The 26,091-nt window shown below is 62.2% G+C and carries 35 protein-coding genes and 1 tRNA gene; 26 read left to right on the forward strand and 10 right to left on the reverse strand.

The genetic code is table 11. The features are described 5' to 3' along the window. Nucleotide 1: 1 nt before the first annotated feature. Complete coding sequence (gene cytX / locus NCR39_RS03145) at nucleotides 2-1,336, reverse strand: putative hydroxymethylpyrimidine transporter CytX (protein ID WP_250450649.1); 1,335 nt, start codon at nucleotides 1,334-1,336, stop codon at nucleotides 2-4. A 203-nt stretch (nucleotides 1,337-1,539) separates the two neighbouring features. Between cytX and NCR39_RS03150 the strand changes: the two genes are divergently transcribed. From NCR39_RS03150 to NCR39_RS03160, 3 genes are all read left to right on the forward strand, one after another. Further along, on the forward strand, nucleotides 1,540-2,856 hold the full coding sequence (locus NCR39_RS03150) for a replication-associated recombination protein A (protein ID WP_250450650.1): 1,317 nt from the start codon (nucleotides 1,540-1,542) through the stop codon (nucleotides 2,854-2,856). A 120-nt stretch (nucleotides 2,857-2,976) separates the two neighbouring features. Further along, nucleotides 2,977-4,275: a serine--tRNA ligase gene (gene serS, locus NCR39_RS03155; RefSeq protein WP_250450651.1), complete on the forward strand. Its 1,299-nt coding sequence runs from the start codon at nucleotides 2,977-2,979 to the stop codon at nucleotides 4,273-4,275. Nucleotides 4,276-4,384: 109 nt separating this feature from the next. After that, nucleotides 4,385-4,475: transfer RNA gene (locus NCR39_RS03160), tRNA-Ser, on the forward strand. A 104-nt stretch (nucleotides 4,476-4,579) separates the two neighbouring features. On the opposite strand, the gene NCR39_RS03165 is transcribed toward NCR39_RS03160, so the two are convergent. Continuing rightward, nucleotides 4,580-4,930 (reverse strand): hypothetical protein, encoded by a 351-nt coding sequence (locus tag NCR39_RS03165; protein ID WP_250450652.1) that lies wholly within the window; start codon nucleotides 4,928-4,930, stop codon nucleotides 4,580-4,582. 236 nt (nucleotides 4,931-5,166) lie between these two features. On the opposite strand from NCR39_RS03165, the gene map reads away from it, so the two are divergent. From map to minE, 5 genes are all read left to right on the forward strand, one after another. Then, nucleotides 5,167-5,949 carry a type I methionyl aminopeptidase gene (map, locus tag NCR39_RS03170; RefSeq protein ID WP_040051815.1) on the forward strand — a complete coding sequence of 261 codons (783 nt, stop codon included), beginning with the start codon at nucleotides 5,167-5,169 and terminating at the stop codon, nucleotides 5,947-5,949. A gap of 189 nt (nucleotides 5,950-6,138) precedes the next feature. Beyond that, a complete protein-coding gene (locus NCR39_RS03175; protein WP_040051816.1) occupies nucleotides 6,139-6,663 on the forward strand; it encodes a GNAT family N-acetyltransferase in 525 nt (174 codons plus the stop codon). A gap of 116 nt (nucleotides 6,664-6,779) precedes the next feature. After that, the gene (minC, locus tag NCR39_RS03180) at nucleotides 6,780-7,559 is read left to right on the forward strand and encodes a septum site-determining protein MinC (RefSeq protein ID WP_250450653.1); all 780 of its coding nucleotides are present in this window, start codon (nucleotides 6,780-6,782) and stop codon (nucleotides 7,557-7,559) included. A gap of 78 nt (nucleotides 7,560-7,637) precedes the next feature. Then, nucleotides 7,638-8,453 (forward strand): septum site-determining protein MinD, encoded by an 816-nt coding sequence (gene minD, locus NCR39_RS03185; protein WP_250450654.1) that lies wholly within the window; start codon nucleotides 7,638-7,640, stop codon nucleotides 8,451-8,453. A 9-nt stretch (nucleotides 8,454-8,462) separates the two neighbouring features. Continuing rightward, entirely contained in the window at nucleotides 8,463-8,717 is a 255-nt protein-coding gene (gene minE, locus NCR39_RS03190) for a cell division topological specificity factor MinE (RefSeq protein ID WP_008350955.1), read from the forward strand. A gap of 122 nt (nucleotides 8,718-8,839) precedes the next feature. Here the strand turns inward: minE and NCR39_RS03195 are convergent, their stop codons facing one another. Together NCR39_RS03195 and NCR39_RS03200 are read right to left on the reverse strand one after the other, a co-directional pair. After that, nucleotides 8,840-10,213 (reverse strand): chloride channel protein, encoded by a 1,374-nt coding sequence (locus tag NCR39_RS03195; protein ID WP_250450655.1) that lies wholly within the window; start codon nucleotides 10,211-10,213, stop codon nucleotides 8,840-8,842. Between the two features lie 269 nt (nucleotides 10,214-10,482). Beyond that, nucleotides 10,483-10,662, reverse strand: coding sequence for a hypothetical protein (locus NCR39_RS03200; protein ID WP_250450656.1), 180 nt, complete (start codon nucleotides 10,660-10,662; stop codon nucleotides 10,483-10,485). Nucleotides 10,663-10,886: 224 nt separating this feature from the next. Between NCR39_RS03200 and NCR39_RS03205 the strand changes: the two genes are divergently transcribed. Further along, a complete protein-coding gene (locus tag NCR39_RS03205; RefSeq protein WP_250450657.1) occupies nucleotides 10,887-12,086 on the forward strand; it encodes an OpgC domain-containing protein in 1,200 nt (399 codons plus the stop codon). 24 nt (nucleotides 12,087-12,110) lie between these two features. Here NCR39_RS03205 and NCR39_RS03210 read toward each other — a convergent pair whose 3' ends face one another. Further along, on the reverse strand, nucleotides 12,111-13,415 hold the full coding sequence (locus NCR39_RS03210) for an MFS transporter (protein ID WP_250450659.1): 1,305 nt from the start codon (nucleotides 13,413-13,415) through the stop codon (nucleotides 12,111-12,113). A 282-nt stretch (nucleotides 13,416-13,697) separates the two neighbouring features. Beyond that, nucleotides 13,698-14,189 (reverse strand): TonB family protein, encoded by a 492-nt coding sequence (locus NCR39_RS03215; protein WP_250450662.1) that lies wholly within the window; start codon nucleotides 14,187-14,189, stop codon nucleotides 13,698-13,700. Between the two features lie 126 nt (nucleotides 14,190-14,315). On the opposite strand from NCR39_RS03215, the gene NCR39_RS03220 reads away from it, so the two are divergent. Together NCR39_RS03220 and NCR39_RS03225 are read left to right on the forward strand one after the other, a co-directional pair. Beyond that, nucleotides 14,316-14,486: a hypothetical protein gene (locus tag NCR39_RS03220; RefSeq protein WP_250450664.1), complete on the forward strand. Its 171-nt coding sequence runs from the start codon at nucleotides 14,316-14,318 to the stop codon at nucleotides 14,484-14,486. A 62-nt stretch (nucleotides 14,487-14,548) separates the two neighbouring features. Further along, nucleotides 14,549-14,692, forward strand: a complete 144-nt coding sequence (locus tag NCR39_RS03225) for a hypothetical protein (protein ID WP_250450666.1) — start codon at nucleotides 14,549-14,551, stop codon at nucleotides 14,690-14,692. Between the two features lie 18 nt (nucleotides 14,693-14,710). On the opposite strand, the gene NCR39_RS03230 is transcribed toward NCR39_RS03225, so the two are convergent. The 4 genes from NCR39_RS03230 to NCR39_RS29740 all read right to left on the reverse strand — a co-directional run bounded on the left by NCR39_RS03230 (nucleotide 14,711) and on the right by NCR39_RS29740 (nucleotide 16,101). Further along, nucleotides 14,711-15,034, reverse strand: coding sequence for a hypothetical protein (locus NCR39_RS03230; protein WP_250450668.1), 324 nt, complete (start codon nucleotides 15,032-15,034; stop codon nucleotides 14,711-14,713). Between the two features lie 376 nt (nucleotides 15,035-15,410). Then, nucleotides 15,411-15,581, reverse strand: coding sequence for a hypothetical protein (locus NCR39_RS03235; protein WP_250450671.1), 171 nt, complete (start codon nucleotides 15,579-15,581; stop codon nucleotides 15,411-15,413). Between the two features lie 91 nt (nucleotides 15,582-15,672). Next, entirely contained in the window at nucleotides 15,673-15,924 is a 252-nt protein-coding gene (locus NCR39_RS03240; RefSeq protein WP_250450673.1) for a hypothetical protein, read from the reverse strand. A 3-nt stretch (nucleotides 15,925-15,927) separates the two neighbouring features. Further along, a complete protein-coding gene (locus tag NCR39_RS29740; RefSeq protein WP_350029649.1) occupies nucleotides 15,928-16,101 on the reverse strand; it encodes a ribbon-helix-helix protein, CopG family in 174 nt (57 codons plus the stop codon). A 126-nt stretch (nucleotides 16,102-16,227) separates the two neighbouring features. Here NCR39_RS29740 and NCR39_RS03245 point away from each other — a divergent pair, with 126 nt between their 5' ends. From NCR39_RS03245 to NCR39_RS03315, 15 genes are all read left to right on the forward strand, one after another. Beyond that, a complete protein-coding gene (locus NCR39_RS03245; RefSeq protein WP_250450675.1) occupies nucleotides 16,228-16,488 on the forward strand; it encodes a hypothetical protein in 261 nt (86 codons plus the stop codon). A 136-nt stretch (nucleotides 16,489-16,624) separates the two neighbouring features. Beyond that, nucleotides 16,625-17,722, forward strand: coding sequence for a hypothetical protein (locus tag NCR39_RS03250; protein ID WP_250450677.1), 1,098 nt, complete (start codon nucleotides 16,625-16,627; stop codon nucleotides 17,720-17,722). A gap of 183 nt (nucleotides 17,723-17,905) precedes the next feature. Next, the gene (locus NCR39_RS03255) at nucleotides 17,906-18,139 is read left to right on the forward strand and encodes a terminase small subunit-like protein (RefSeq protein WP_250450678.1); all 234 of its coding nucleotides are present in this window, start codon (nucleotides 17,906-17,908) and stop codon (nucleotides 18,137-18,139) included. Further along, entirely contained in the window at nucleotides 18,132-18,335 is a 204-nt protein-coding gene (locus NCR39_RS03260; RefSeq protein WP_250450680.1) for a hypothetical protein, read from the forward strand. Before NCR39_RS03255 ends, NCR39_RS03260 begins: the two co-directional genes overlap by 8 nt. Then, on the forward strand, nucleotides 18,332-18,580 hold the full coding sequence (locus NCR39_RS03265; RefSeq protein WP_250450681.1) for a hypothetical protein: 249 nt from the start codon (nucleotides 18,332-18,334) through the stop codon (nucleotides 18,578-18,580). The genes NCR39_RS03260 and NCR39_RS03265 overlap by 4 nt, the downstream gene beginning before the upstream one ends. Further along, the gene (locus NCR39_RS03270) at nucleotides 18,577-19,068 is read left to right on the forward strand and encodes a hypothetical protein (RefSeq protein WP_250450682.1); all 492 of its coding nucleotides are present in this window, start codon (nucleotides 18,577-18,579) and stop codon (nucleotides 19,066-19,068) included. The genes NCR39_RS03265 and NCR39_RS03270 overlap by 4 nt, the downstream gene beginning before the upstream one ends. 7 nt (nucleotides 19,069-19,075) lie before the next feature. After that, complete coding sequence (locus NCR39_RS03275; protein ID WP_250450683.1) at nucleotides 19,076-19,318, forward strand: hypothetical protein; 243 nt, start codon at nucleotides 19,076-19,078, stop codon at nucleotides 19,316-19,318. After that, nucleotides 19,315-19,608 carry a hypothetical protein gene (locus NCR39_RS03280; RefSeq protein ID WP_250450684.1) on the forward strand — a complete coding sequence of 98 codons (294 nt, stop codon included), beginning with the start codon at nucleotides 19,315-19,317 and terminating at the stop codon, nucleotides 19,606-19,608. The genes NCR39_RS03275 and NCR39_RS03280 overlap by 4 nt, the downstream gene beginning before the upstream one ends. Nucleotides 19,609-19,632: 24 nt before the next feature. Next, nucleotides 19,633-20,043: a hypothetical protein gene (locus tag NCR39_RS03285; protein ID WP_250450685.1), complete on the forward strand. Its 411-nt coding sequence runs from the start codon at nucleotides 19,633-19,635 to the stop codon at nucleotides 20,041-20,043. Nucleotides 20,044-20,064: 21 nt separating this feature from the next. After that, nucleotides 20,065-20,301, forward strand: a complete 237-nt coding sequence (locus tag NCR39_RS03290; RefSeq protein WP_250450686.1) for a hypothetical protein — start codon at nucleotides 20,065-20,067, stop codon at nucleotides 20,299-20,301. A gap of 32 nt (nucleotides 20,302-20,333) precedes the next feature. Continuing rightward, on the forward strand, nucleotides 20,334-22,274 hold the full coding sequence (locus tag NCR39_RS03295; RefSeq protein WP_250450687.1) for a transglycosylase SLT domain-containing protein: 1,941 nt from the start codon (nucleotides 20,334-20,336) through the stop codon (nucleotides 22,272-22,274). 39 nt (nucleotides 22,275-22,313) lie between these two features. After that, nucleotides 22,314-23,588: a hypothetical protein gene (locus NCR39_RS03300; protein ID WP_250450688.1), complete on the forward strand. Its 1,275-nt coding sequence runs from the start codon at nucleotides 22,314-22,316 to the stop codon at nucleotides 23,586-23,588. A gap of 176 nt (nucleotides 23,589-23,764) precedes the next feature. After that, nucleotides 23,765-24,262: a DUF2280 domain-containing protein gene (locus NCR39_RS03305; protein WP_250450689.1), complete on the forward strand. Its 498-nt coding sequence runs from the start codon at nucleotides 23,765-23,767 to the stop codon at nucleotides 24,260-24,262. After that, on the forward strand, nucleotides 24,255-25,535 hold the full coding sequence (locus NCR39_RS03310; RefSeq protein ID WP_250450691.1) for a hypothetical protein: 1,281 nt from the start codon (nucleotides 24,255-24,257) through the stop codon (nucleotides 25,533-25,535). Before NCR39_RS03305 ends, NCR39_RS03310 begins: the two co-directional genes overlap by 8 nt. 1 nt (nucleotide 25,536) lies before the next feature. Continuing rightward, the gene (locus NCR39_RS03315; protein ID WP_250450693.1) at nucleotides 25,537-25,890 is read left to right on the forward strand and encodes a hypothetical protein; all 354 of its coding nucleotides are present in this window, start codon (nucleotides 25,537-25,539) and stop codon (nucleotides 25,888-25,890) included. Nucleotides 25,891-26,091: the final 201 nt, after the last annotated feature.

Consider the following 26,091-nt stretch of genomic DNA (forward strand, 5'->3'; position numbering starts at 1 on the left):
GTTACGACGCCAACTCCGCGCCCCGCGTCGAAACCAGCAGCAGGTAACACACGGCACCGAGCGCGAGCGATGGCAGCGTCGCGCCGAGGTCGGGCAGCCACTGATTGATCGCGTGATAAGCCGCAATGCCGATCGCCCACGCGATGAACGCGCTGACGTGCCAGCCGCCCGAGTAACCGTAGCGGCCATCGGTGCGGCCGAGCGCGGCCGTATCGATCCGGCGCTTTCTCACGATGAAGTGATCCGCCAGCACCACGCCGAAGAGCGGCGCGAAGACCGAGCCGATCAGCAGCAGGAAGTTCTGATACTTGCCCATCGCGACGACGAGCGCGACCAGCGTACACAACGCGCCGTAGCCCGCGGAGAGCATCGGCACGCTCGCGCGCGCCCAGAACGTGCCGGTGGACACGGCCGCCGAGTGGATGTCGGCGAAAGCGTTGTCGATTTCATCGATCAGAATGAGCAGCAGCGCAATGCCGCCGCCCGCTTGCGCGAACGCGACCGTGAGCAGCGCATCGCCGCCGCCCGCCGCGAGTCCGTACACCGCGCCGAGCGCATAGAACCACAAATTCGCGATGCCGTAGCCGAGCAGCGTGCCGCGGAACGTGCCGCCCGCGCTGCGCCCGAAGCGCGTGTAATCGGCGATGAGCGGCAGCCATGAAAGCGGCATTGCCACGACGAGGTCGATGCCCGCGCCGAACGCCATCTCGCCGGTGCCGGGACGCGCCATCAGCGCGGCGAGATCGTGCTTCGAAAGCAGATTCCACGTGAGCCAGCCCGCGCCGCCCAGCAGCAGCCAGATGCCCCACGTGCGCAGAAAGCGCCGCACGAAAGACAGCGGACCGCTGATGGCGAGCAGCGTTGCGAGCGCGCCGAACGCGAGCGTCCAGACGAGCGGCATCGACAGATGGAAGGATTGCTTCGCGAGGGCGTCGGCGGAATCGCGCATGACGATGATTTCGAACGAGCCCCAGCCGACCAGTTGCACCGCGTTCAGCACCGCCGGCACGGATGCGCCGCGCACGCCGAGCGTCGGCCGCAGCGACGACATGGCCGCGAGCCCGGTGTCCGTGCCGATCACGCCCGCGAGCGCGAGCAGCACGACGCCGACCACGGTGCCGATGACGATGGCCACCAGCGCGTGCGGCAGCGACAGTCCCGGCACGAGCAGCGCGCCCGCCTGCGCCACCAGAAGCCCGATGCCGAGCGAAAACCACAGCGCGAAGGCGTCGCTGATGCCGAAGGCGCGCCGGTCGGCGGGTACCGGGACGAGCGGCGCGTAAGTGGACGTGTTCTCTTGCTGCATCGGATTCGATCCCCAAATAGTGTCGGTCATGAATGACGCCGCGCTCCCGACCGGCGCGGATCGTCTTCGGCGCGCGGCTGTCATAATCACCCGATTCCTGACCTATTTTGCGCCGCGCCACGCCGCGCGGAAACCTGGCCGAATGGCCGATGCACCGCGCTCCAGGAAAAGCGCAAGATTATCGCCGCGTGCGACAACCGCGCCAACCCGCATTCACTCGCGTCCACAGCACCATGTTCGAAGAAAACCGTGGCAACGTTCCGCTCGCGGAGCGCCTGCGCCCCCGCACCATCGACGATGTGATCGGCCAGAAGCATCTGCTCGGGCCCAACAAGCCGCTGCGCGTCGCGTTCGAATCGGGCGAGGCGCATTCGATGATTCTCTGGGGCCCGCCCGGCGTCGGCAAGACGACGCTCGCGCGCCTCATGGCCGCCGCGTTCCACGCGGAGTTCATCTCGCTGTCGGCGGTGCTCTCGGGCGTGAAGGATATCCGCGAGGCCGTCGAGACCGCGCAGATTCATCGCGCGAACGGGCGGCAGACGCTCGTGTTCGTCGACGAAGTGCATCGCTTCAACAAGAGCCAGCAGGACGCTTTCCTGCCGCACGTCGAATCCGGCCTGTTCGTGTTCGTCGGCGCGACGACCGAGAATCCGTCGTTCGAAGTGAACAGCGCGTTGCTCTCGCGCGCGGCGGTGTACGTGCTGAAAAGCCTCGACGCGGATGAATTGAAGGAATTGCTCGAACGCGCGACGGTGGAACTCGGCGGCCTCACGTTCACGGACGAGGCGCGCGACGCGCTCATCGGCTCGGCGGACGGCGACGGGCGCAAGCTCCTGAACAATCTGGAGATCGTCGCGCGGGCGGCGGCGCAGCAGAAAAAAACCGATGTGGATGGCGCGTTGCTCGGCAGTGCGCTTGCGGAAAATCTGCGCCGTTTCGACAAGGGCGGCGACGCGTTCTACGATCAGATCAGCGCGCTGCACAAGTCGGTGCGCGGCAGCAATCCGGACGCGGCGCTGTACTGGTTCTGCCGCATGATCGACGGCGGCGCGGACGCGCGTTATCTGGCGCGGCGCATCGTGCGGATGGCGTGGGAGGACATCGGGCTGGCCGACCCGCGCGGCGCGCGCATCGCGCTCGACGCCGCCGAGACGTACGAGCGGCTTGGCTCGCCGGAGGGCGAACTCGCGCTCGCGCAGGCGCTCATCTATCTCGCGGTCGCGCCGAAATCGAACGCGGGCTACAACGCGTACAACGAGGCGCGGCGGTTCGTCGGCAAGGATCAGTCGCGCGGCGTGCCGGTGCATCTGCGCAACGCGCCGACGAAGCTGATGAAGGAACTCGGCTACGGCCACGAGTACCGCTACGCGCACGACGAACCGGACGCCTACGCCGCCGGCGAAACGTATCTGCCCGACGGCATGCGCGACCCGCACTGGTATCAGCCGACGCCGCGCGGGCTTGAAGGCAAGATCGGCGAGAAATTGTCGCGGCTCGCGGAACTGGACGATGCGTGGCGGCGCGAGCATCGCGAGGACAAGAAGCGGTAGCGCGATGGCGTCCCGCGCAGGACCGCCGGACAGACTTCGGCGGTATGTCCGAACAGCCAGTGCCGACTGACCGGTGCGCTAGAATCGGCGTTTTCGAATACTTAACAAAAGCAGCCCGCCATGCTCGACATTCAACTTCTCCGCAAAGACCTGGACGGCGTCGCGAAGCGCCTCGCCGATCGAGGCTACACGCTCGACGTCGCCGCCTTCGCCGCGCTCGAAGCCGAGCGTCGCGAGATCCAGACGCGCACCGAGGAACTCCAGGCGCGTCGCAACAGCCTGTCGAAGCAGATCGGCGCGATGAAAGGCCGCGGCGAGGACACGTCGGCGGTGATGGCGGAAGTCGGCGGCATCGGCGACACCATGAAGGAATCGGCGGCGAAGCTGGAAGACATCCAGAAGCGCCTGTCGGACCTGATGCTCACCGTGCCGAACCTGCCGCATGAAAGCGTGCCGGTGGGCCGGGACGAGACGCAGAACGTCGAAGTGCGGCGCTGGGGCGCACCGCGCACGTTCGACTTCGAAGTGAAGGATCACGTCGATGTCGGCGCGCCGCTCGGCCTCGACTTCGAGACCGGCGCGAAGCTCTCGGGCGCGCGCTTCACGCTTTTGCGCGGGCAGATTGCGCGGCTGCATCGCGCGCTCGCGCAGCTCATGATCGACACGCACACGGAGCAGCACGGCTACACCGAGGCTTACACGCCGTACATCGTGAATCCGGAGATTCTCTACGGCACCGGCCAGTTGCCGAAGTTCGCCGACGACATGTTCCGCGTCGAAAAGGGCGGCGACGAGAACACGGTCACGCAGTACCTCATCTCCACGTCGGAGATTTCGCTGACGAATACCGTGCGCGACAGCATCCTCGAAGCGAGCGCGCTGCCCGTGAAGCTGACGGCGCATTCGCCGTGCTTCCGTTCCGAGGCCGGCTCGTACGGACGCGACACGCGCGGCCTGATCCGTCAGCATCAGTTCGACAAGGTCGAGATGGTGCAGGTCGTCGCGCCTGAACATTCGTACGCGGCGCTCGACGAGATGGTCGGCCAGGCGGAAGCCATCCTGCAGAAGCTCGAACTGCCGTATCGCGTGATCACGCTGTGCACCGGCGACATGGGCTTCTCGGCGGCGAAGACCTTCGATCTGGAAGTGTGGCTGCCGGCGCAGAACACGTATCGCGAGATTTCGAGCTGCTCGAATACAGAGGCGTTCCAGGCGCGGCGCATGCAGGCGCGCTTTCGCAACGCGCAAGGCAAGCCGGAGTTCGTGCATACGCTCAACGGCTCGGGGCTGGCGGTCGGGCGCACGCTCGTCGCGGTGCTGGAGAACTTCCAGAACGCGGACGGATCGGTGACGATTCCGGCGGCGCTGCGCCCGTATATGGGCGGCGTGGAGCGCATTGAAGTCCGCGCAACGGCATGATGTTTATTTGCAAAAAGGTGCTTGAAAAGTTTCGCGTCTCCGATATACTTTCATTCTTCGTTGAGCAACGACCCGTTTAGCGAAGGCCGGCAGAAGCAAGCTGGTAGACGGAAAGGTGGCAGAGTGGTCGAATGTACCTGACTCGAAATCAGGCGTACGGTTTCCCCGTACCGTGGGTTCGAATCCCACCCTTTCCGCCAAGACATATAAACCCCGCAAGTCGCAAGACTTGCGGGGTTTTCGTTTTGGGCTCGGCATTTCAAGCGCTTCGCATTCCCGCGCCATCGCGGCGCGGTCGCTGCAATCAGACGGTACATCGCGCCACGTCGAATCTCAGTTGCGGCTCGGGCACGCCGCCGTCGTCGCTCGTGGACTGCTGCACCTTCACGATCGATCCATACCCGGACGGCGTGAGCGTCACGAGCCACGCATTCGATCCCACCATCAGCTCCGTCGATCCCTGGTCGCGCGTCACTTGTGCCGAGGGCAACATGCGCTGCAAACACGTCGATATATCCGACGCCGCGCGCGCCGACGACACGTAAACCACCGGCTTCGACGCCCGCAGTTCCGGACCGCTGGTCGATCCGCACGCGACAAGCGCGCCGGCCGCGCATACACAAGCGACAACGAGAGAAAGGCGATGCAAGGTCATAACGCTCCTCGAGAAAACGCAATGCAGCCGACGGACATGAGATTCACTCATGACGCTGCCAAAAAGCAGTGCAACGGGCGGCAAGCACGCGCCCGTCGTCCGGCGGGAAGAGCGGCAATGCTATCATCGGCCCAATTGTCCTCGTGCGCGGTCCTCGCGCGCGGCGCACGTCCGGCACTCGCCGACGGCGGCCCGACGCCCGCGTCGAGGCGGCCCGAATCCATCCGCATCGCTCAATGGCCATCACCCTCAAGACTCCCGCCGACATCGAGAAATTGCGCATCTCAGGCCGCATGGCCGCCGAAGTCCTCGCGATGATCGGCGAACACGTGCGCCCCGGCGTCACCACCGACGAACTCGACGCCATCTGCAATCGCTTCATCGTCGATGAACTGAAGGCCGTTCCGGCGAACGTCGGCTACATGGGCTTTCCGAAGACCGTCTGCACGTCGGTGAATCACGTGGTCTGCCACGGCATTCCGGGTCCGAAAGAATTGAAGGACGGCGACATCATCAACATCGACGTCGCGATCATCAAGGACGGCTACTTCGGCGACACGAGCCGCATGTATTACGCCGGCACGCCGGGCAAGGAAGCGCGTCGTCTCACCGAAACCACCTACGAAGCGATGGTCGCGGGCATCCGCGCGGTGCGTCCGGGCGCGACGCTCGGCGATATCGGCTTTGCGATTCAATCGATCGCGCATCGCGAAGGCTTCTCGGTGGTGCGCGAGTACTGCGGGCACGGCATCGGCCGGGTGTATCACGAAGATCCGCAAGTGCTGCACTACGGCCAGCGCGGCGCGGGCCTGCGCCTGAAGCCGGGCCTCGTCTTCACCATCGAGCCGATGATCAACGCGGGCCGCGCGGCCACGCAGCAATCGCGCGATGGCTGGACGGTCACGACCAAGGATCGCTCGCTGTCCGCGCAGTGGGAGCACATGGTCGCGGTCACCGAAGACGGCTTCGAACTGCTCACGCCCTGGCCGGACGGCACGGGCGACTATGCGCAACCGTGAGCGGCACAGCAGCCTGGAAAGTCGCGAAAAACCACAGAAAGCCACGAAAGGGTGCGCTGTGAAGCACTTTCCAGGATTTAGGAATTGACGGGTTCGCCCGTTCGGATGAAGCTACGCGAATGGGCCTGCGCCCGCGCCGTCGCGAGGCGCCTTTAGCAGAGCCAGAAAGCCAGAGAGATAATCGCCCGCATGAGTCCCTCACTGACCGTCAGCCGCATCGGCGCGCAACAAGGTTCGGTTTTGCGCGAGCTTCGCACGGCATCGCTGCGCGAAGCGCCGTACGCATTCGGCGAAACGCTGGAAGACGCGCTGCTCGTCGATCCCGCTTCGTTCGACGACACCGCCACGCTGCACGCGAATTCGCCCCGGCTCGCCACGTTTCTGCTGTACACCGAAGGTCATCCGGCCGGGCTCGTGCATGCGTATATCGAAGAAGCCGACGGCGCGCGCGCATTCGTCAGCGCGTTATGGGTCGCGCCCGCGGTGCGTCATCTGCGCGGCGGCGAGCTGCTCGTGAACTTCGCGTCGCAGTGGCTCGCGGAGCAGGGCGCATCGCAGGTGCATGCATGGATCGCCGATGAAAACCGCAACGCCATGCGCTTCTACGAGCGTCTCGGCTTCGGCCCGACGGGGGATCGCCGTGCGATGCCGTCGCACGAGCAGGAAGCCGAATCGCTCTACGTGCGGCACATGCAGCCGGACCGCGACGTCTGAGACTTTCTCCGCGCGCCCGCTGCGCACTCATGCTTTCATCGCCAGAAAATCGGCCTTAAAAACTATGGCCGCGAGCGTGTACGCCTGTAAAATACGCAAAATTTTTGGCCGTTCCTATGTCGCTCAACAAAACGCCCTTCTTCGAACTGCGCAGCGGCTCCGTCGACACGCTTCTCTTCGTCGTCAAGACTCCCGACCTCGATGCCCTGCGCACCGAACTCACGCGGCGCTTCGAAGCGACTCCCGAATTCTTCGCTAACGATGTCGTCGCCATCGACGTGCGGCGTCTCGCCGCTACGGACGGCGGCGAAGGCGAGCGCGTGTCGCTTGCGGAGCTGGAGACGCTCCTGAAGAGCGTGCGCATGCGTCCCGTTGGCATCGTGGCGCTGCCTTCGCAAGCGTGGGCGATTCAATGGGCGAACGCGGGCGGCCTGCCGATTCTCGAAGCACGCGATCGCCGCGGCGCGCCGAAGCCTTCGGCCGACGAAGCGAAGCCGAACACCGAAGCCGCCGCCGTTATCGAAGCGGCCGTCGCGAAAGAGCCGCCGCCCGCGCTGCCGCAGCCGGCGACCATCATCGACCGGCCGCTGCGCTCGGGGCAGCAGGTGTACGCGAAGGGCGATCTCATCGTGCTCGGGCTGGTGTCGTATGGCGCCGAGGTCATCGCGGAAGGCAACATCCACGTGTATGCGCCGTTGCGCGGCCGCGCGCTCGCGGGCGTCCACGGCAATCTCGACGCACGAATCTTCTGCACGTGTCTGGAGCCGGAACTGATCTCGATCGCGGGAATCTACCGGACGACCGAGAACCCGCTTTCCGCCGACGTGCAAAGCAAGCCCGTGCAGATCTGGCTGGACGAAGAAAAACTCATGATCGAACCGTTGCGGCTGACCTGAAGCCGCGCGCCCGATGCGTTTGGCGCGCGCCGATGTGCCACGCGCGAGCGGACCTATTGACGAACACAAGGTACTTGTATGGCAAAAATCATTGTGGTGACTTCGGGGAAGGGCGGCGTCGGCAAGACGACCACGAGCGCGAGCTTCGCATCGGCGCTCGCGATTCGCGGCCACAAGACGGCCGTGATCGACTTCGACGTCGGTCTGCGCAACCTCGACCTCATCATGGGCTGCGAACGCCGTGTGGTGTACGACCTGATCAACGTCATTCAGGGCGAAGCGAACCTGCATCAGGCGCTCATCAAGGACAAGAAGTGCGAGAACCTTTATATCCTTCCGGCGTCTCAGACGCGTGACAAGGACGCTTTGACGCTCGAAGGCGTGGAGAAGGTCATCGACGAGCTGATCAAGATGGACTTCGAATATATCGTCTGCGATTCGCCCGCGGGCATCGAATCCGGCGCGCTCATGGCCATGCACTTCGCCGACGAAGCGCTCATCGTGACGAATCCGGAAGTGTCGTCGGTGCGGGACTCGGACCGCATTCTCGGCATCCTCGCATCGAAGACGAAGCGCGCGATGGAAGGCAAGGAGCCCGTCAAGGAGCACCTGCTGATCACGCGCTACAACCCGAAGCGCGTGTCCGAGGGCGAGATGCTGTCGCTCAACGACATCCAGGAGATTCTGCGCATCGACCTGATCGGCGTGATTCCGGAATCCGAAGCGGTGCTCCACGCATCGAACCAGGGTTTGCCGGCCGTGCATCTGGACGGCACCGATGTCGCGGAATCCTACAAGGACGTGGTGTCGCGTTTCCTCGGCGAGGAAAAGGCGCTGCGTTTCACCGACTACCAGAAGCCTGGCCTGCTGCAACGCATCTTCGGCACCAAGTAAGGGGACGCAATGTCGATTCTTTCGTTTTTGCTGGGCGAGAAAAAGAAGTCCGCTACGGTCGCGAAGGAACGCTTGCAGTTGATCATTGCGCACGAGCGCGCGGGTGGCAAAGCCGCCGCCGATTATCTGCCGGCGTTACAACGGGAACTCGTTGCCGTGATTTCGAAGTACGTGAAGATTTCCGACGACGATATTCGAGTGAGCCTCGAACGTCAGGACGATCTCGAAGTGCTGGAAGTGAAGATCGAAATTCCGCAGGCGTAAGTCGCAAGACGCCACGCGTAGTGCATGGCGTCGTTCGCTTCGTGCGGCGGCGTCGGAATGAAAAAGCCAGGATCGCGTGGTCCTGGCTTTTTGCCTTTGCACGCTATCGTTTGCGCGGGTTTTCACGCCTGCTTTTCGATGCGCTCCTCTTCCTCGTCGTCCGGCACTTCCGGCGACGGCGCTTCGGGCGCCACGGCCACGGGCGTCATGTAGCGCACCGCCAGCGCTTCGTACAGCGGCGGCGCGAACACGCGCGACACGCGGCTCGAAATGAGCGCCGTGCCCATCAGCGAGATGACGAGCGCGTGCCCGTTGATCATCTCCATCACGATGACGAACGCCGTGATCGGCGATTGCGTCACGGCGGCGAGGTAGCCGACCATCGCGAGTGCGATGAGCATCGGCAATTGCATGTCCGAGAAGACCATGTGGAGCACGTTGCCGAAGCCCGCGCCGATCGACAGCGACGGCGCGAAAATGCCGCCGGGGATGCCGGGCAGATACGAGCCGATCATCGACACCATCTTGAGCAGCGGATAGAACGCCGACAGCTGCTCGCGTCCTTCGAGCAGGCCGCGCGCTTCGGCGTAGCCGCTGCCGAAGGTCGTGCCGCCCGACACGAACCCGACCGCCGCGATGATGAGCCCGCACAGCGCCGCGAACGCGACCGGCTGCGACGTGTGCAGCGCGCGCAGCGGCGCGGGAATCCACTTCGCCGTGTTGAGCAGCAGCCAGCAGAAAAGCCCGCCCGCGATGCCCGTGACGACCGCCGTGACGACGACCGCCACCGCGAGCAGCTTCGGAAAATGCGCGCCGACGTCGATGGTCCCGAAGTACGTGTAGTTGCCGTTCAGCCCCAGCGCGACGATGCCCGCGACGATGATCCCGGTGATCAGCACGCCGCTTGCGCGCGTCGAAAAACTGCGCGTCAGCTCCTCGATGGCGAACACGATACCCGCGAGCGGCGTATTGAACGCCGCCGAGAGTCCCGCCGCCGCGCCCGCCAGCACCAGCTGCCGTTCGATTAGCGAATTCGAGCGCGGATAGAAGCGCCGCATGTTGAACATGAGCGCCGCGCCGACCTGCACGGTCGGACCTTCGCGGCCGATCGTGAAGCCGCCGAGAATCGCGATGAACGAGACGGCGATCTTGCTCGCGAGAATCCTGAGCGTGAGGAGCCGCCCGCCTGACGCCGACGTCGGACCATGCAGCACCGCGATCACCTGCGGAATGCCGCTGCCTTCCGATCCGCGAAAGAAGCGTCGCGTGAGAAAGACGCACAGCGCCGCGACGGCCGGCGTCACGATGAGCGGCAGCCACGGATGCGCCGCGCGCTGATGCATGAAGAGGCCGTATCCCCAGTCGATGAGCCGCGCGTAATACACCGCGACGACACCGACGAGAATCGCGCCCAGCCAGAAGATGCCGTAACGCCGCCAGAGGCTGCGCGTGCGGCGCGTGGTGATGGTCGAAAGAGAGCGGAGCGCTCGGAGCATGCTGTGGCCGTCGCTTTTGCAGGAAGCGCCGATTATATCGGCCATCTCAAAAACGACGCGGCGCTTCTTTCGTTGAAAAGCGGCGGCACAAAAAAGAACAGGCGCGAGGCTTTCGCCGGGCGCCCAGGAAACGCTCCCATGAAGCAGGAGCGGAGAGGAGAAGAGCGCCGCGCGCGCCGGAGTGGTTCATGGCATGCGCGGCATTACTCGTTCCGACTGTGCGCTCCGGCGGAAGTTCAATCGATCTGAAAGTCGCTTTGCAAAGACGTTCAGGCGGTAAGTATTTCGAAAGCAACGACGGCGGCGATCGCGCTCAAGTTGGCGATGATCGCTTCGCACACGACGCCGCGCCATGTCGCGGGCCGGAACCGGATGGCGAGCAGCAGCGCGACGGACAGCGCGATGGCAATCATCGCGACGAGATGCGAAGCTTGCAGATACACACGCATGACGATCTCCGTTGAACGCCTGATTCCTTCGAGTATAAGCAGCCTGCAGCGCGCCGAAAACCGACAAAAACGCCATGCTCCCGCCAGCTTGCGGACGGTGATCCGGTGTTACTTTTCATGCACGCATTTCAGGGAATCTTCTCACCGGCCTGCATACCAACCCGTATGCGCGCCGCCTGATTTCGAGAAGCGCGCCCGACCGCAGTCCGTGGAGCATTCGCCCGATGACTTCCCCGCCGACACGTTCTCTCGAAGTCGATTTCTTTCGAGGAATCGTGCTGCTGATTATCGCGGTGGACCATATATCGGGAAGCGTGCTGTCGCACTTCACGTTGCATCAGTTCGCGTTCTGCGATTCCGCGGAAGTGTTCGTGTTTCTTGGCGGTTATGCGTCGGCGGCGGCTTATACGGCGCTCGCGACTCGCCGTAGCCATTCGGCCGCTCGCCGACGCTTTTTCAAGCGAAGCTGGGAGATTTATCGCGCGTATCTGCTGACGGCGGTGCTGATGCTCGTCTGCGGCGCGCTTCTGATGCTCCTCAAGATCGATTCCCCGATGCTGCAATACACCGAATGGCCGGCGTTGCTCGCGCGTCCGTTCGGCCTGACATTCGATATCGCGACGTTCCGCCAGCAGCCGTATCTGTCGTCCGTGCTGCCGATGTACTCGCTCTTCGCGCTCGCCGTGCCGATGGCCGCGCCGCTCGCGCAACGCAAGCCCGTCATCGTGATGTTCGGCAGCCTGCTCCTGTGGCTCGCCGCCGCGCCGATCGCGCACGCGCTGCCGTCGTCGTACGGGCAGGCGTGGTCGTTCAATCCGTTTGCCTGGCAGCTCATGTTCGTGACAGGCGTGCTCGCGCGCGTGCAGCCGGTCAGCGACACGTTCCACGCGAGCCGGACCGCGCGCTGGCTCACGTGTGCCGCAATCGCGTTCGCGCTGACGTTCGCGTTCGCCAAGCTCTTTCTCGAAACGCAGGCGCCGCCGGGATACATGAAGCAGAACCTGGCGACGCTGCGCATCGTGAGCTTCGGCGCCGTCGCGTGGATCGTCGCGCGGGCGGTCTACGCCGGTTGGATCGGCGATCTCGCGCGCAAGCTGCCGGGCGTCGTGACGGTCGGGCAGCAGGGGCTCGTGTGCTTCATCGCGGGAACGTGCGTGTCGCTCGTGCTGGATTCGGCCCTGCGCGCGATGGGCGTCGAGAATCTCGGGCGCTCGCCGTCGCACTGGCTCGCGGGCCTCGCCGCCGATGCAATCGCCATCGGCGCGCTGCTCGCGCTCGCGCGCTTCTGGGCAGATCGCAAGGCGAAGGCGGCCCGGGCGAAGGACGCGGCGCGCGCGGCATCGTCCAAACCGGCGCCGCGGCTGCCGGTCATCGAGCGCCGCCCCGTGCCCGCGCACGCCGGCAACCGGCGGCGCGAGCGCTGAGCGAATCGCGCAAATCCGCTGCGATCAGTCGAGCGCGATATCGCGTGTCTCGCGCATCGCGATCACCGCAAGAAGGCTCACCGCCGCAGCCGCCGACACATATCCGCCGACCCACGCCAGCCCGCCGCGATTGGCGAGCAGTTGCGCGATATACGGCGCCACCGACGCGCCCAGAATCCCGCCCAGGTTGTACGCGACGCCCGCGCCCGTGTAGCGCACGTTCGTCGGGAAAAGCTCGGGCAGGAGCGCGCCCATCGGGGCGAACGTGACGCCCATCAGGAACAGTTCGATGATCAGGAACAGCGCGACGTAAGCGGTGTTGCCGCTGCCGAGCAACGGCGCCATCGCGAAGCCGGAAAGAATCGCCGCGATGCAGCCGACGATCAGCACGGGCTTGCGGCCGAAGCGGTCGCTGGCGATGGCGGAGATCGGCGTGGCGATCGCCATGAATACGACGGCGAGGCACAACAGGCCGAGGAATTTTTCGCGCGAGAAGTGCAGCGTCGCGACGCCGTACGACAGCGAAAAGACCGTCGAGATATAGAACAGCGTGTAGCAGACGACCATCGCGAACGCGCCGAGCAGCGTCGGTCCGAGATAGCGGCCGAGCAGCGCCGCGATGGGCACGCGCACGCGCTCGTGGCGTTCCAGCGCCGCGCGGAACGCGGGCGTTTCCGCGATTTTCAGGCGCACGTAGAGTCCGAGCGCGACCAGCACCGCGCTCACGATGAACGGCACGCGCCAGCCCCAGCTGCGGAATTGCTCGTCGGACAGCGCGAGCGCGAGGCCGAAGAACAGGCCGTTCGACGCCAGGAAGCCGACCGACGGCCCGAGCTGCGGGAACATCCCGAAGAGCCCGCGCTTGCCCTGCGGCGCGTATTCGGTCGCGAGCAGCGCCGCGCCGCCCCATTCCCCGCCGAGCCCGATGCCTTGCCCGAAGCGCAGCACGCACAACAAGATGGGCGCGAGACCGCCGATGGAATCGTAGCCGGGCACGAAGCCGATGAGCGTCGTGGAGACGCCCATCACGAGCAGCGAGGCGACGAGTGTCGATTTGCGGCCGACGCGATCGCCGAAATGCCCGAACAGGAACGAGCCGACCGGCCGCGCGAGAAACGCGATGCCGAACGTGACGAATGCGGAGAGCGCCTGCGCGGCGGGCGATCCGTGCGGAAAGAACACGGGGCCGATGACGAGTGCGGCGGCGGTCGCGTACACGTAGAAGTCGTAGAACTCGATCGCGGTGCCGATGAAGCTTGCGAAGATCACGCGCGAGGTGCTTTGGGCTTTGTCGCCGGGATTGGCGGCGGAAAGCGAGGGTGAGGCCATGGTGTCTCCGTCTGTCGTGCTTTGCGATGCTGTTATGTGGAGCAGCGCCGCGCGCATCGGCAGCCGATGAGCGATGGCGCTGGTCATGCTTCTATGCTTCTCGGGATGACGTGCCTCGGGATGCGCGGGAGTGTGCGCGAGGCGAGGGCGGCGTGGCCGCCTGGGCGCTTCGCACGGCGCGCGGGGTGAGCGCGCGGCGAAGGCGTGCGCCGGGCGGAGCCGGCAGGGGTGCCAAAAATTATAGCGACGGGGCGCGGCGAGCGCCATTCGGACGCACCTCGGCTAATCGATGCTCGTGGCTTGCGGCGAGTGCGACGTCTGCAACTGGAATTGGCCGTTGTCGTTGAACATCCAGCCTTCGAAGAGTTCGATCTGCCCGCTGCCGTTCAGAAGCCGCGCGGGCGGCGCGGGCAGCGGCGCGGCGCGGCGCAACGAGGCGAGCGCGGTGGCTTCGGCTTCGTCGTCGCCGTTGGTGCGATACACCGACGACTGCACGAGCCGTCCGCCGCGATCGACGGTGAACGCGACGAGGACGAACGAGCGGAGCATCGCTTGCGGTGTGCCGCGCAGCACGAGCGACGGATTGCGTTCGAAGATGCGCTGCGCAATGCGCGACTTGTAATCGTCGAGCGTCGGGCTGGGCGCGGGCGTCGACGGCGCGGCGGCGCGTGCCCTCACGACGCTCGGCGGCGGTGTGAACGTGCAGGCCGTCGTCGCGAGAAGGATGATCGACGCCAGGAAGGTGCCGGACCGTCGTATGAAAAGAGTCGTCATGGAACCGGGCTTCTAGGGAACGATGCTTCAATAGTAGACCGTGATCGCGGAGGCGGGTGCATAACTTGCTAACGACGTTCTTACACATCGAACATCGAACATGAACGAACGAGAACGGAGGAAGCCATGAATAGCGAACTGAATCGCGAACAGAATCGCCCGGAGGACGTACAGCCGGCGGAGCACAGCGACAACGAGAAGAGCAAGCTGCCGGAGCGTGACGATGAAGGCCGCAAGCAGGCGCCGCACGATCATCCCGGCAAGCAGCCGGGCGAGGGCGAAGCGCCGGTGGGTTGAGCGCACGGACGGTGCGGTGCTAAGGTAGGAAAGGGCCGTTCCACGCCTTTTGGGAGGATGTCATGTCGACCGCCAATGATCCCGCTTCCGCCGCCTCGCCCGAACAACAGCCGCCATCCCCGAACGAAGCCGAGGCCGCGCCCGATGCCGACAAGGCAGAGCCCGCGCCGCACGAACGTCCGCCCGTCAGGACGGACGACAACTGACGCCGGCGTTCGCGTCGCTCAGTCGCGGTACGGCTTGACGAGTTCGGCGCAGCGCAGCGGCGTGAGGGATCGCGCCGCTGCGGATTCCGTCGCGCGCGTTTCGGCGCAGCGGTACACGCTGTTCGTCTTCTGCAGGATATAGACGTCGCCCGGCAGCCCGGAAGTGCGCGCGGCGACGCTCGTCGTGCCGACGATGGCGTAGCCGTTCTGGATCAGATCGAACATCGACGTTTCGGCGGCGCGCCATTGCGCGTTGGGCAATGCGTCGGCGTGCGCGGATGCTGCGGCACAGCCGAAAGCGAGCGCCACGAGGATCGTCAGGATGCCGCTTGGCGTTTTCATGCGGAGGTCTCCGTGTGAAGGCGATGAGCGGGGTTAGATGGAAGCGGCGTGCGCGCGTTCATGAACCCATGCGAATGCGCGTGCGAGGAACGGCGTCGAATGGCGGCGATTGAATCGCCAGGCCGAAATAACACGCTCGGAGAGTGCGGCAAGCCGTGCGGCGGGACGGAAGAAGGGGGAGGGGAAGGAAGCTGGCGGAGGCGGTGAGATTCATGCAACCCCCGCAAACCCAAGCCAGTAAAGGGTTTCAGCTACCGTGGTAAAAAAAGTTACCACGGTTGTTACCACGCAACATCGAGTGCTTACGACGGGGATTCGAACTCCCTGCAAACGCTGTTCTACCTAATCGTCCCCGTCTTTGGCGATCCGTTGCAGCTTACAGCCATTGCAGCGGGGGATAGTCTTCGTCGGGAAGCGCGGGCCGCGTCGTGACGTACCACAGGAGTTCGCGCACCGACCGATTGCAATTAATTGCAATTGCAGATGGCGGCGCGGCGGGTGGCATGGCAGTGCTGGCGACTTCTGTTTTCTGAGTTTCCGAGTTCATCTCAACCTCCTCTAATGGACCAACGGCAGCGCCTGAACATATCCAGCGAGGGCCGCCAGCACCGAAATAAAGATCACCGCAGCCGCATTTTTCACAGTGACGCTCCTTGCGCATCGCGCTTCAACTGCATTTCCCAAAACTTGCGGATCACGCCGCCTAGTTCCCATTCGAAGTTATGCAGGGCACGTATCGCGTCATCGCGTGTATCGCAGCTAGGAATCGTGCCGAGTTTCAGGTGCGCCCAATACGCCGCACTCGATAACTCCTGAAGCGTCACGACCATGGCGTCAAACTCTTCCCGCGTTTTGACTTCGTGATTGAGTGATTCAATAAGGCTAGTCATCGTTTAACCCCCGTTTTTCTCAAGAAAATCACTGACTGCGCGTCGGATTGCCTCTGACATTGGCATTCCGGACTTATCGGCAAATGCCTTTAGGCGTGCATATAGCTCGCTAGAAATGCTGAAAATGGTTCGTTGCATGATTGGTGTGGGTATAAGGGCGGTGATGCCGAGCGGCATCACGTGATACCAGTATGAGCCAGTCTCAAAAATACTGGAAGGGCATTATGTACGATATCGGACTGATACTAACAAGTCGATTGTCAAACTAACGCCAACGAACGATTTGTCAATGTGAGTCGATTTATGCAACTCTCCTTCCCGGATACTCTGAAACAGAGGTATCGTCAGGGTATGGATTATCAGACCCGACTGGAGAACGATATGGAAGTGAGAGTGGTCGTGAGCAGCAAGCGGAAGAAACGCCAGCCAATGCACAAGGATAATTTCCTATTGCCCGAGGCAATCAGAGCGCCGCTGGCGGATCGGGCGGAGAAACTGGGATGCACGAAGGCAGATATCGTGCGCATGGCGCTGCGTCAGTATCTCGGAATTGATGCGGCCTGAAAACAAAAACCCCGAGTCCGTTGCGAGCGGATCGGGGTTGAACTGAGTAACGCACCTATCAGAGTAGCCGTTACGTAACCCTATTGTAGTTGCGTGACGGCACCTTTTCAACGTTTTAAACGTGAGGTAGCTAGTCGTGGCCGTTATCTTCAAATCGACGGTGAAACCGTCCGTAAATACCGGTTCGATGTTTTCCGCCGGTGTCTCCAACTCGGTCGCAGCCGCCGACCTTCGCACCAAGAAACAATCGCAGCCGGTCGAAACGCTGGATACCAAGGCGGGCGTAAGCGTCATTCCTGACGAGTACCTCATTCTTTGCAAGGGGAAAGAGGGCACCGCGCGGATGCTGGCGGAAATCGTATTCAAGTATCAACCTAAGCCGGACGGCAAGCCGTTTCTCGATCAGTACCGCAACGATGGCGGTTATTGGCTATGTTTCACCTACGAGGAGTGGGGTGAAATCACTAACTGCCGTAAGGAGCAAGCGAAATACCGGCTTGAGCAGCTTGTGGACCTTCGGTTGATCGAGATGAAGACGATGAAATACAAGGGCCGAGGGGTGAGACGCCAAGGCGTGCGCTTACTGATCGCTGAAGGCGCGGCGAGCATCAAGGGCCGCCCAACGTTCTCAGCTATCAGAGCAAATACTCTGATGAGCCATCAGAGCAAAAACTCTGATGCTATATACAAGCAGGAAGAAGACAAGTACGAAACACTCAAACACTCCAAAACAGCGAGCAAGCTCGCGGGGGGAGTAGGTACATCGGAAATAGGGGAAAGCCAGCAGGGGAAGGAAAAAACCAAAACCACCAAAACCACCAAAACCACCAAAACCACCAAAACCACCGAAACAACGAAAACCAACCCCACCAGCAGTGTGAAAAACCCCGGCAACCTTACAGAATGCGTACAGGAAGCACGGCACGTATGGGAAAGCCTGACCCAGCCTCAAGGGCTGCCCGCTCACCTGCGCGGTAACCTGACGCCCACCGAGATCAGCCAACTTGAGCGCATCGTCTTTCGCGTCAAGCGCCGGGGCGAAGAGAGCATAGGCAGCTTCTTCCAAAGCGTGGTGAAGGAATGGGAGACCTTCACGGCCATAGCGGTCACGGACAAAGGCGCGAAGAGCCCGCCCGCACAACCCAAGATTTATTTCCTGCTGCGCTTTCTCGACGTCCTCTTAGAAGACCGCGCCGCGCAGCATTGCAGCACCGCCAAGACGCTGGCGGCATGAAGTTGATAGGCGAGTAGCAGGAAGGGCGGCAACGCGTTGTAGGGCTTCTGGTAGATGGTCTGTCCCTAGATTGCAATCAAGTGCAATTGCCGGTGAGGACTGCGAAAAAAAGTTGTGGGCAGCCCTTCCAAGCTACCCCGGTGACGGAGTCTAATGATTGGACTCCTCACGAAACGACAAGCCATGAGCACCTATCGTAACGCGGGCCGAAAGACATACCCACCAGTGATTGCCGACGCGATCATTGCAAAGGTAGCAAGCGGCCTTGCCCTCGGGCAGATATGCGAAGACCGCGCCATGCCCTGTAAGCAGACGTTCTACAACTGGATCAGCGATGACCCGATGTTGAGCAAGCGGTACGCCGACGCGGTGCGGGCCGCCATCGATGCACGAACACAAGAGGTTAGCCATGAATGAACCGAAGACCACGATGGACCTGTTGAGCGATGCCTACGTGGCACTAGCCACCGCAGCCGCAGCGTATGAGGCCGACACGCCGGGATACAGCGTGATGCACGAGTTTTACTCGTTTCAGCTACGCCGCCATCTCAACACCATCGCGGGCGCATTGCAGGACCGCCGCGAGGAAGCAGCCAAGGGAGCCAAGTCATGATCACCGTAGAGCAAGCAATGGCCGCCCGCCGCAGTGGCCTCACTCCCAAGGGCACGACGCAAGCCGATGGCTTGGTCATGGTTGAAATCACCGATGACACGGGCCGCCGGATTCGTGAGTTCTACGGCCAGCCCGGAATGTGGATGGATGCGTTCAAGTCAAAGATGGGCCTAATGGTGAAACTCGATAAGGAGTGTGCGGGGCCGCAGAATTTCTCGTCAAGTGTTCCCAAGGTGATGCGATGAGCGGCGATCAACTTTATCAGCCGGTAGCCGACGGCCTGACGGTCAACGATGCACCGGGAATGCGGCCCGCCGATCTTGCCTATGCGGAGCGCCAACCATTCGAGCGGATCAGGGCACGGCTTGACGACGCCTTGCAGGTCACGGGCGAACGTCCCTTCTGTCCGCAAGTGGGGCAGTCGCCGGAAGCCTACCGCCGCCAGCTTTTACAAGTGCTGGCCCCGCATACCGAGACGTACAAGCGACTCAATACCGGCACGATCACCGTTGACAGCGCAGATCGGTTCGAGCACCGCATCGTTAGCGAGGCCATGACGGAGCCGATCAGGAACAACACGTTGGCAGCGATCACAAAGAAGGATCGCACGGGCCGTCAGATCACGGAGTACGTCGGCAGCATTGATTCTTGGATGGGCATGTTCAAGGCGACGCCTGCGGAGTCGGCCATCTTTGTGAACGGCAAGCCCAAGGCAGCGCCTGCGATCTTCTGAGGACGCGATGAAGACCTGCCCCAAGTGCAAAGTCACCAAGCCGCTTAACGAGTTCTCGATGAGCCGCGACCGTGTCGATGGCCGCGCCGCACAGTGTAAGACCTGCGCGAATGCCGCTTATCGGCAATGGTACGCGCGCAACGCGGCAAAGCGTCGGGAGCAGATCGAAGCATGGAAGCGTGAGCATCCCGAGAACGTCAGGGCACATAGCGCCCGCTATCGACAAGCAGCAACACGACGAGACGCATGATGAATCGACTTCAATTCCTGACGGAGAAGGCAGCGGTTTTGGTTCAGACCGCCGAACTTCAGACCAAGATGGGTGGCCGTGACCTTACGGTCGCACGAGGCGCGTTCACTCTGATTGCACAGGCCGCCCATGCACTGGAGGAAGCGGCAGGTATTGCGCCTGAGCCGTACCGCGCAGAGTTCCGCGCGAAATTCATCGGCCTCGTGCAGATTCTTGGCGAATTGACCGAAGCAATCAAAGACCTCGAAGGCGAAGAGATGGCGCTGGCCACCCGCGCGACCAAACATTAAGTGATGCAATCAATTGCAATCACCATGACGACGCCCAGCCTGCCGCCCGAAGTACTCGACGCCATCAACGCCGAATTCCCCGACGTGCTGGAAGTGAAACGGCGGGCGCGCATCAACAGCATCGTCATCACCGTAGAAGGCCGGGCGCGCACGGTTACCGGTGACCAATTTCAGCTAGGCGGCACGCAAGTGCAGGTGCAATGCGTCGATATCGACCCAGACCAAGAGACGAATTCGCATCGCGCGTGCTTTGGCGTGCTGGCCAACGGCTTCGCTGCAAGCAAGCGCGTCCGTGTCGGCAATCAATACCTTTGGGTTGCCACCGCATTCGGACAATCGCCCCGCGTCATTACCGAAGCCGATGGCATGGCGATGATGAACGCCGCCCGTAACCGAGCGATTGCCGACGCCCTCGCGGCAATTGATTGCAATTGATTGCAATGAGATCCCGACGCCATGACCACCGTTGAAGCCATGAAGAAAGAAGCCCGCGAACACGGCGGGGCCGCCGTCCGCACGCACGGCATGAAGGTAGCCGTCACCTTTGAGCCTAGCCAGAAACTCTACTTCTGGACCGTCGATGACTGCATGAGCAACGAGGCGGCAGCCCAGCGGCACCTCGAAACAATGGCGACCGCGCAGAGGCATTCCGCGTGGCCCGGTTACACCCTGCGCGCGCACGGCATCGCGTGATTGCAATTGATTGCAGCAACTGAGAACAGACCATGAGCGACAACACGGGCGGCGGTACGAAGGCCATCATCGAGATTCCAATCGATGACAGCGCGTTTAACGCCTTCATCGAAAAATACCAAGCATTCAGGCAGCAGAACGCCTCTCTGCCTGAGGCATGGGAGAAGGCCAACGTCCAAGTGGCGGAGCTTGAAAGTGAGTTTGAGAAAGCCGCGAACGAGGCGAATCGCCTCAACGCCGCCGCCTCCAATTCGCGCACGATGGGCGAGAGCGGTTTCCTCGCCAAGTTCGCGCACAATAGTCGCGACACGTCTAAGGCATGGCGTGAAATCAGCAAGGAAATCGAATCGAGCGGCAAGCACCTCTCAGGCTTGGCGAGAATGTCTCTGTCGTTGAACGGCTTAGGCAAGCTGCCCGGCCTCGTTGGCGTTGCTGGCGGCATCTTCGCGGGACTCTTCGCCGGAGTGGAAAAGTCCGCTGGCGACCTCGCGAATCAAAACAAGAGCGCCCGCGCCCTTGGTCTTCAGCCGGGTGAGGAAGGAGCGTTCGCCACTGAGTACGAGCGCGCAGGCGGTGACTCAGGCTTGCTGGGCAAGATCGCTGACGCGAAGGCCGACCCCCGCCAGTGGCAATCCTTTTTCGCGGCGGGCATCACGTCCGATGAGATCAAGTCGAAGTCAGTGCCCGACCTCGCCGCCGAGTTTCTTGAGAAGGGCGGCACCGCCTATCGCGAGAAGGGCGCGATGTTCGCGGATGCAGTCGGCTTAACGAAAATCCTCGATTTGCAGGGCTTGCGCCTCGCGAGTAGCTACGGCCATCAAGACTACGAGGGCATGCACCGCCGCTATGTCGATGACGTGCCTCGCTTCGCGCAGGACCAGAAGACGCTAGACCAAGCGTCCGATGCCAAAGCGCAGTTCGATAGCGCGTGGAAGACAGTTGAGACGGAGTTCGAAAAGGCGCTGATGCAACTCACCCCCGAATTCGTGAAGATCGCCGGGGCAGTGAAGGACGCCATCGCGCAATTTGAGGCCAGCGGCGGCGTAGCAAAGGCCGCCAAGAAGGTGGAAGACGGTTTCAATCGTCTATGGGGCGTCATCAAGCCGGTCATAGAGTTCGGAGAAAAGATCAATCCCCTACTGCCGACCATCGGCAAAGGCGGTGACGCCCTCGATGACAAGGCAATTGACTGGGGCAAGGGCTTGCTGGATGGCTTCGATAAGTCGATTGGCGAGATTGGCGACACGCTGCGCGGCAAACCGCACGCGCCGTCTAGCAGCGGCAAAACCCCGAAGGAAAGCGACTTCAAAGCCGATCCCGAACGCGAAGCCCTGTTCCCCGCCCTCGAAAAGCAATACGGCATGCCCAAGGGCTTGCTGCGTGGCGTATGGGATATCGAGAGCGGCGGCGGCAGCCGTCATATCGGCAAGGATGGCAAGTACTTGGGCAGCATGCAGTTCGATGAACCCACGGCAAAACTCTACGGCGTGAACCGTTTCGATGAGCGTAGCAGCATCGTGGGCGGTGCCCGCCTACTGCACGACCGCTACAAGCATTATGGGTCTTGGGATGCGGCGGTAGCGTCTTACGATGGTTTCGGCGGCCTCGACAAAGCCCGCGCTAAGTACGGCGACCAATGGCGCGACCACATCAAAGAATTCACGAGCAGTGACGAAACGCCCAACTACCTCCGGAAGCTGGAGACGAAGGAGGGCGTGACGTTTGCCACGGCCAAGGTTGATGCGCCGAGCGCGTCCACCGCCACCTTCATGGAGAGGGCACTGGGTACGTTCGGTAAGAAGAGCCGCGACGATGACGAGCGGCAACACCAGCGACAGCTTGACCTCGTTCGTGCCGCGACGCAGCGCGTTCCCTATGGCGGCGGCCCGCAAAGCCCCTTCAACATCAACGTGAACGTGAGCACGCCACCGGGCAGCAGCACCGCTGTCTCGATGGGCGGACTTCCTCAGTAATTGCAATTAATTGCAATCGCAGCCGAAGAGACCTGAGCCATGCGCTACTACGCGATTCGAGTAACAGACCCCAAAACCGGTGAAATTCTGGTGCCTAACCTTTTTGGGCGGCCCGGCTTTACGCGCGTACCCGCTGACGACCGCACGTACACGTACACGTCATTGAACGCGGGCCGCACGCCTAACGACATTGGTGGCACCAACCCCGCCGCGCAAGAAATCGTGTTGGATATCCCGACGACGTTCATGCACGCGCCGACCGCTAACTCCTTCGCGGAGATTCGCGGCGTGAGCCTCGCAGAGATCAGTCAGGCCAGTGATCTCAGCCTCATGAACGTCGCTGTCTATGGGGGCATGGCGCGGGGGCTGCCGCTGGCGAAGCCGCAGCAAATCGGATTGCTGGCGTCTGGCCAGATCGCTAATTGCTTCGGCAACTGGCAGGGCATTCAGCAAAGCCTCTGCATGTACCTGCAATACGGAGGCAGCAGCCCGACCAGCGATCAAGTCACGGGAGTTCCAGCATCGACCAGCACGGTCGCGGTGCCGACAACGAACCATGCCCCCGCCAACATCGTTTTCCAATGGAAGACGGGGCAGCCGCTGCTTAACGCAGTCGTCACCGCATTGCAGTCCGCTTTTCCGCAATACGTGATTTGCGGGGCCATCACGGATACGCTGTCTTCACTGCCGGGAGCAGACGTTACCGGCTTCTTTGCATCGCTCAAGCAGTTCGCGGAGTTTATCAACACTCGCAGCCTGTCCATCGTGGGCGGCTATGCCCCTGATACAAAGAGCTATCGCGGCATCACGATCACACTTGCAGACAACGTCATTACCGTGGCGGACGGCACCGTGCAAACGCCGCCCAAGCAGATCGCTTTCAATGACCTGATTGGTCAACCTACGTGGGCGAGCAACTTCCAAGTACAGGTCATGTGCGTGTTGCGGGGCGACCTAGAAGTTGGCGGCTACGTGACGTTACCGGCAGGCCCCGCGACTCTGGGCAGTGGTGTAAGTGGGTATCTGCCAGTGCCACCGCTCAACGCGTTGACGCAGCAACTGAAGACGCAAAGCCAGTTCCAAGGCACGTTTCAGATAGCGAGCATCCGCCACGTAGGCGAGAGCCGCAACCCCGATGGCCGCGCATGGATCAGCGTTATCGACTTGCTATACCTGCCGACGCCAAGCAGTAGCGGCGGGGGCGGCGATGCTCTAGCTGTAAGCACCGTGGATAGCTACCCTACGTTATATAACCCGAGCAGCACGGCGGCCAGCGGCGGCGGCAGCAAGTACCAATTCTTTGTGCCTCAATGATTGCAATCAATTGCACTTGCAGCAGCGGGAACATGAAGGACCGGGGGCACGCGCAAACACGCAAAAACCCCCGGAAAACAGGCGAAAACGCTTGATTTGATGCGGGCCGCCCCCTGCGGGCAACGTGAAATTCACCATGGAGGGACTTGATATTACTTGATTATAGGGAGGGCGAAATGCCCGTGCTGAGTAAGGACGTGAAGATAGCTGTAGTGCGGGCACTCGCGGAGTTCGATACGCCGACGATAGTGCAACGCATGCTCAAGACGGTCTATGACCTAGACGTACCAGTTAATCAGATCGTTGCCTATAACCCGACGACCTATCAAGGCCGCGCCTTGTCCAAGTCGTTGCGACGTGTTTTCGACGACGCCAGAAAAAATTTTCTCGATGGCGTGGAGTCCATCGGGATTTCGAATGAAACGCAGCGCTTGAAGCTGGTAGATGAAGCCGCGAACGCCGCGCGTGAGAACGGCGATACCAAGGGCATGATTCGCGCTGCGGAAGCCGCTGACCGTATCCGGGGCGGTCACTGGAAGCAGAAGAGTGCCGTGGCTAGCAGCGGCCCCATCGTGGTCTTCAATGCTCCGCAAGTGCCGGATGGCGTGGACGCCAGTGCTGCAATCAATTGCAATCAATTGCAATCGCCAGCGGAGGGCAGCGGCGATGCCTGAGATTCATTTGACGCCGTTGCACGCGGGCCAGCTGAACATCTTGGCCAACCGTAGCAAGCGCACCGTGGTCAGGTGTGGCCGCCGCTATGGCAAAACCACGATGTTTGAGCAGCTAGCCAGCACGTGGGCGCTCAAGGGTAAGCGCGTGGGTTTCTTTGCTCCCAGCTACAAGCTGTGGTTGCCCACGTATCAACGCATCCACAAGTCGCTGGCCCCCGCGATCAGCCAAGCGTCTAAGGTAGATGCTGTGCTTGACCTGCACACGGGCGGGGCCATCGAGTTTTGGACTCTAAGCGATCCCGATGCGGGCCGCTCTAGGTTCTATGATGAAGTCATTGTAGACGAGGCCAGTCTAGTGCCGGGCCTCCAAGATATCTTTGAGCAAAGCATTGCGCCCACCTTGCTCGATAGGAACGGCAACGCCCTTATGGGCGGCACGCCCAAGGGCCAAGACCCCGAAAGCTATTTCTATCAGGCATGCACCAACGCCGAGTTGCCGGAGCCGTGGCGAGAGTTTCACGCGCCCACCGCAGCTAATCCCAAACTGAATGCGGCAGCGGTGGCAGCCCTACAGGCTAAGAACCATCCCTTGGTGTGGCGGCAGGAGTATCAAGCCGAATTCGTGGATTGGAGCGGCACCGCGTTTTTCTCCTTGGAGAACTTGCTGCGTGATGGCAAGGGCGTGGGCTTGCCCATGTACTGTGACTACGTGTTTTGCGTGGTGGACAGCGCGCTGAAAACCGGGTTGCAGCACGATGGCACGGCAGTGGTGTGGTGCGCCTTCAACTCGTTGATACCGGACAACCCGCGCATCACCATCTTGGATTGGGAAATCACGCAGATTCAATCGAACTTGCTCACGTCTTGGCTGCCCGGCGTGCTAGAGCACGGCCAGCGGATTGCAATTGATTGCAAAGCACGCCATGGCTTCGGCGGTGCCTTCATTGAAGACAAGGCTAGCGGCATCACGCTCTTACAGCATGGCAAGAGCGCGGGATGGCCCGTGCATGCCATCGATGGGCACATTACGTCACAGGGCAAAGACGCGCGCGCCGTGCTGGCCGCTGGCCCCGTGTTGCGAGGCGACGTGAAATTGAGTGCTCACGCCGCCGACAAACAAATGAACTACAAGGGCGTGACGCGCAACCACCTGATTAGCCAGTTGTGCGGCTACGTGCTGGGCGACCCCGACGCCCATAAGCGCAGTGATGACCTGTTCGATTGTGCGGTTTATAGCGTGATCGTGGCGTGTGGCGATAGCGAGGGATTCTGATATGGGTAAGGTATTGGCATTCGCACCACGCCCCCGCATGCCGGGGCCACTTGGCGACGAGCAATTGCAATTAATTGCAGCGGGCCGCGCCACGCACGGTGCCCTCAACATCACCACGCCCCGCACTGTACAGCGTGGATACGGCACGTTGTGCCGCGTGTTCGTCATCACGATGCCGACCAACGGCGTGCGTATCTATGACGCCGCCACTATGGCGGAGGCCACGCCCGAGAACTTGGTATTGGAATGCACGACGCTACCAAGCCAAGGCATGATCGCGCTGGATTGGCCATGCATGCGTGGTATCACCATCGACCCCGGCGATGGCGGCCACGTCACTGCGACCTTCAACTAGGAATGTACGGAAACCCCGCTGGCGAGACGTACACGTACCAAATACGCGGAAGCTGGATTTAGTACTGGTTTCAGGGCCGAAAGCCCGTAAGTGCGCAACCGGTCGTTAGCGTACACCTGTATAGACGCGGCGGCCCGCGCTGCAATTGATTGCAATTTGGTAGCAAGCATAAAGACACCGCGTTAACCTCTAGGCTAAACA

The organism is Caballeronia sp. ATUFL_M2_KS44, assembly GCF_023630965.1.
Classification (GTDB): domain Bacteria; phylum Pseudomonadota; class Gammaproteobacteria; order Burkholderiales; family Burkholderiaceae; genus Caballeronia; species Caballeronia concitans.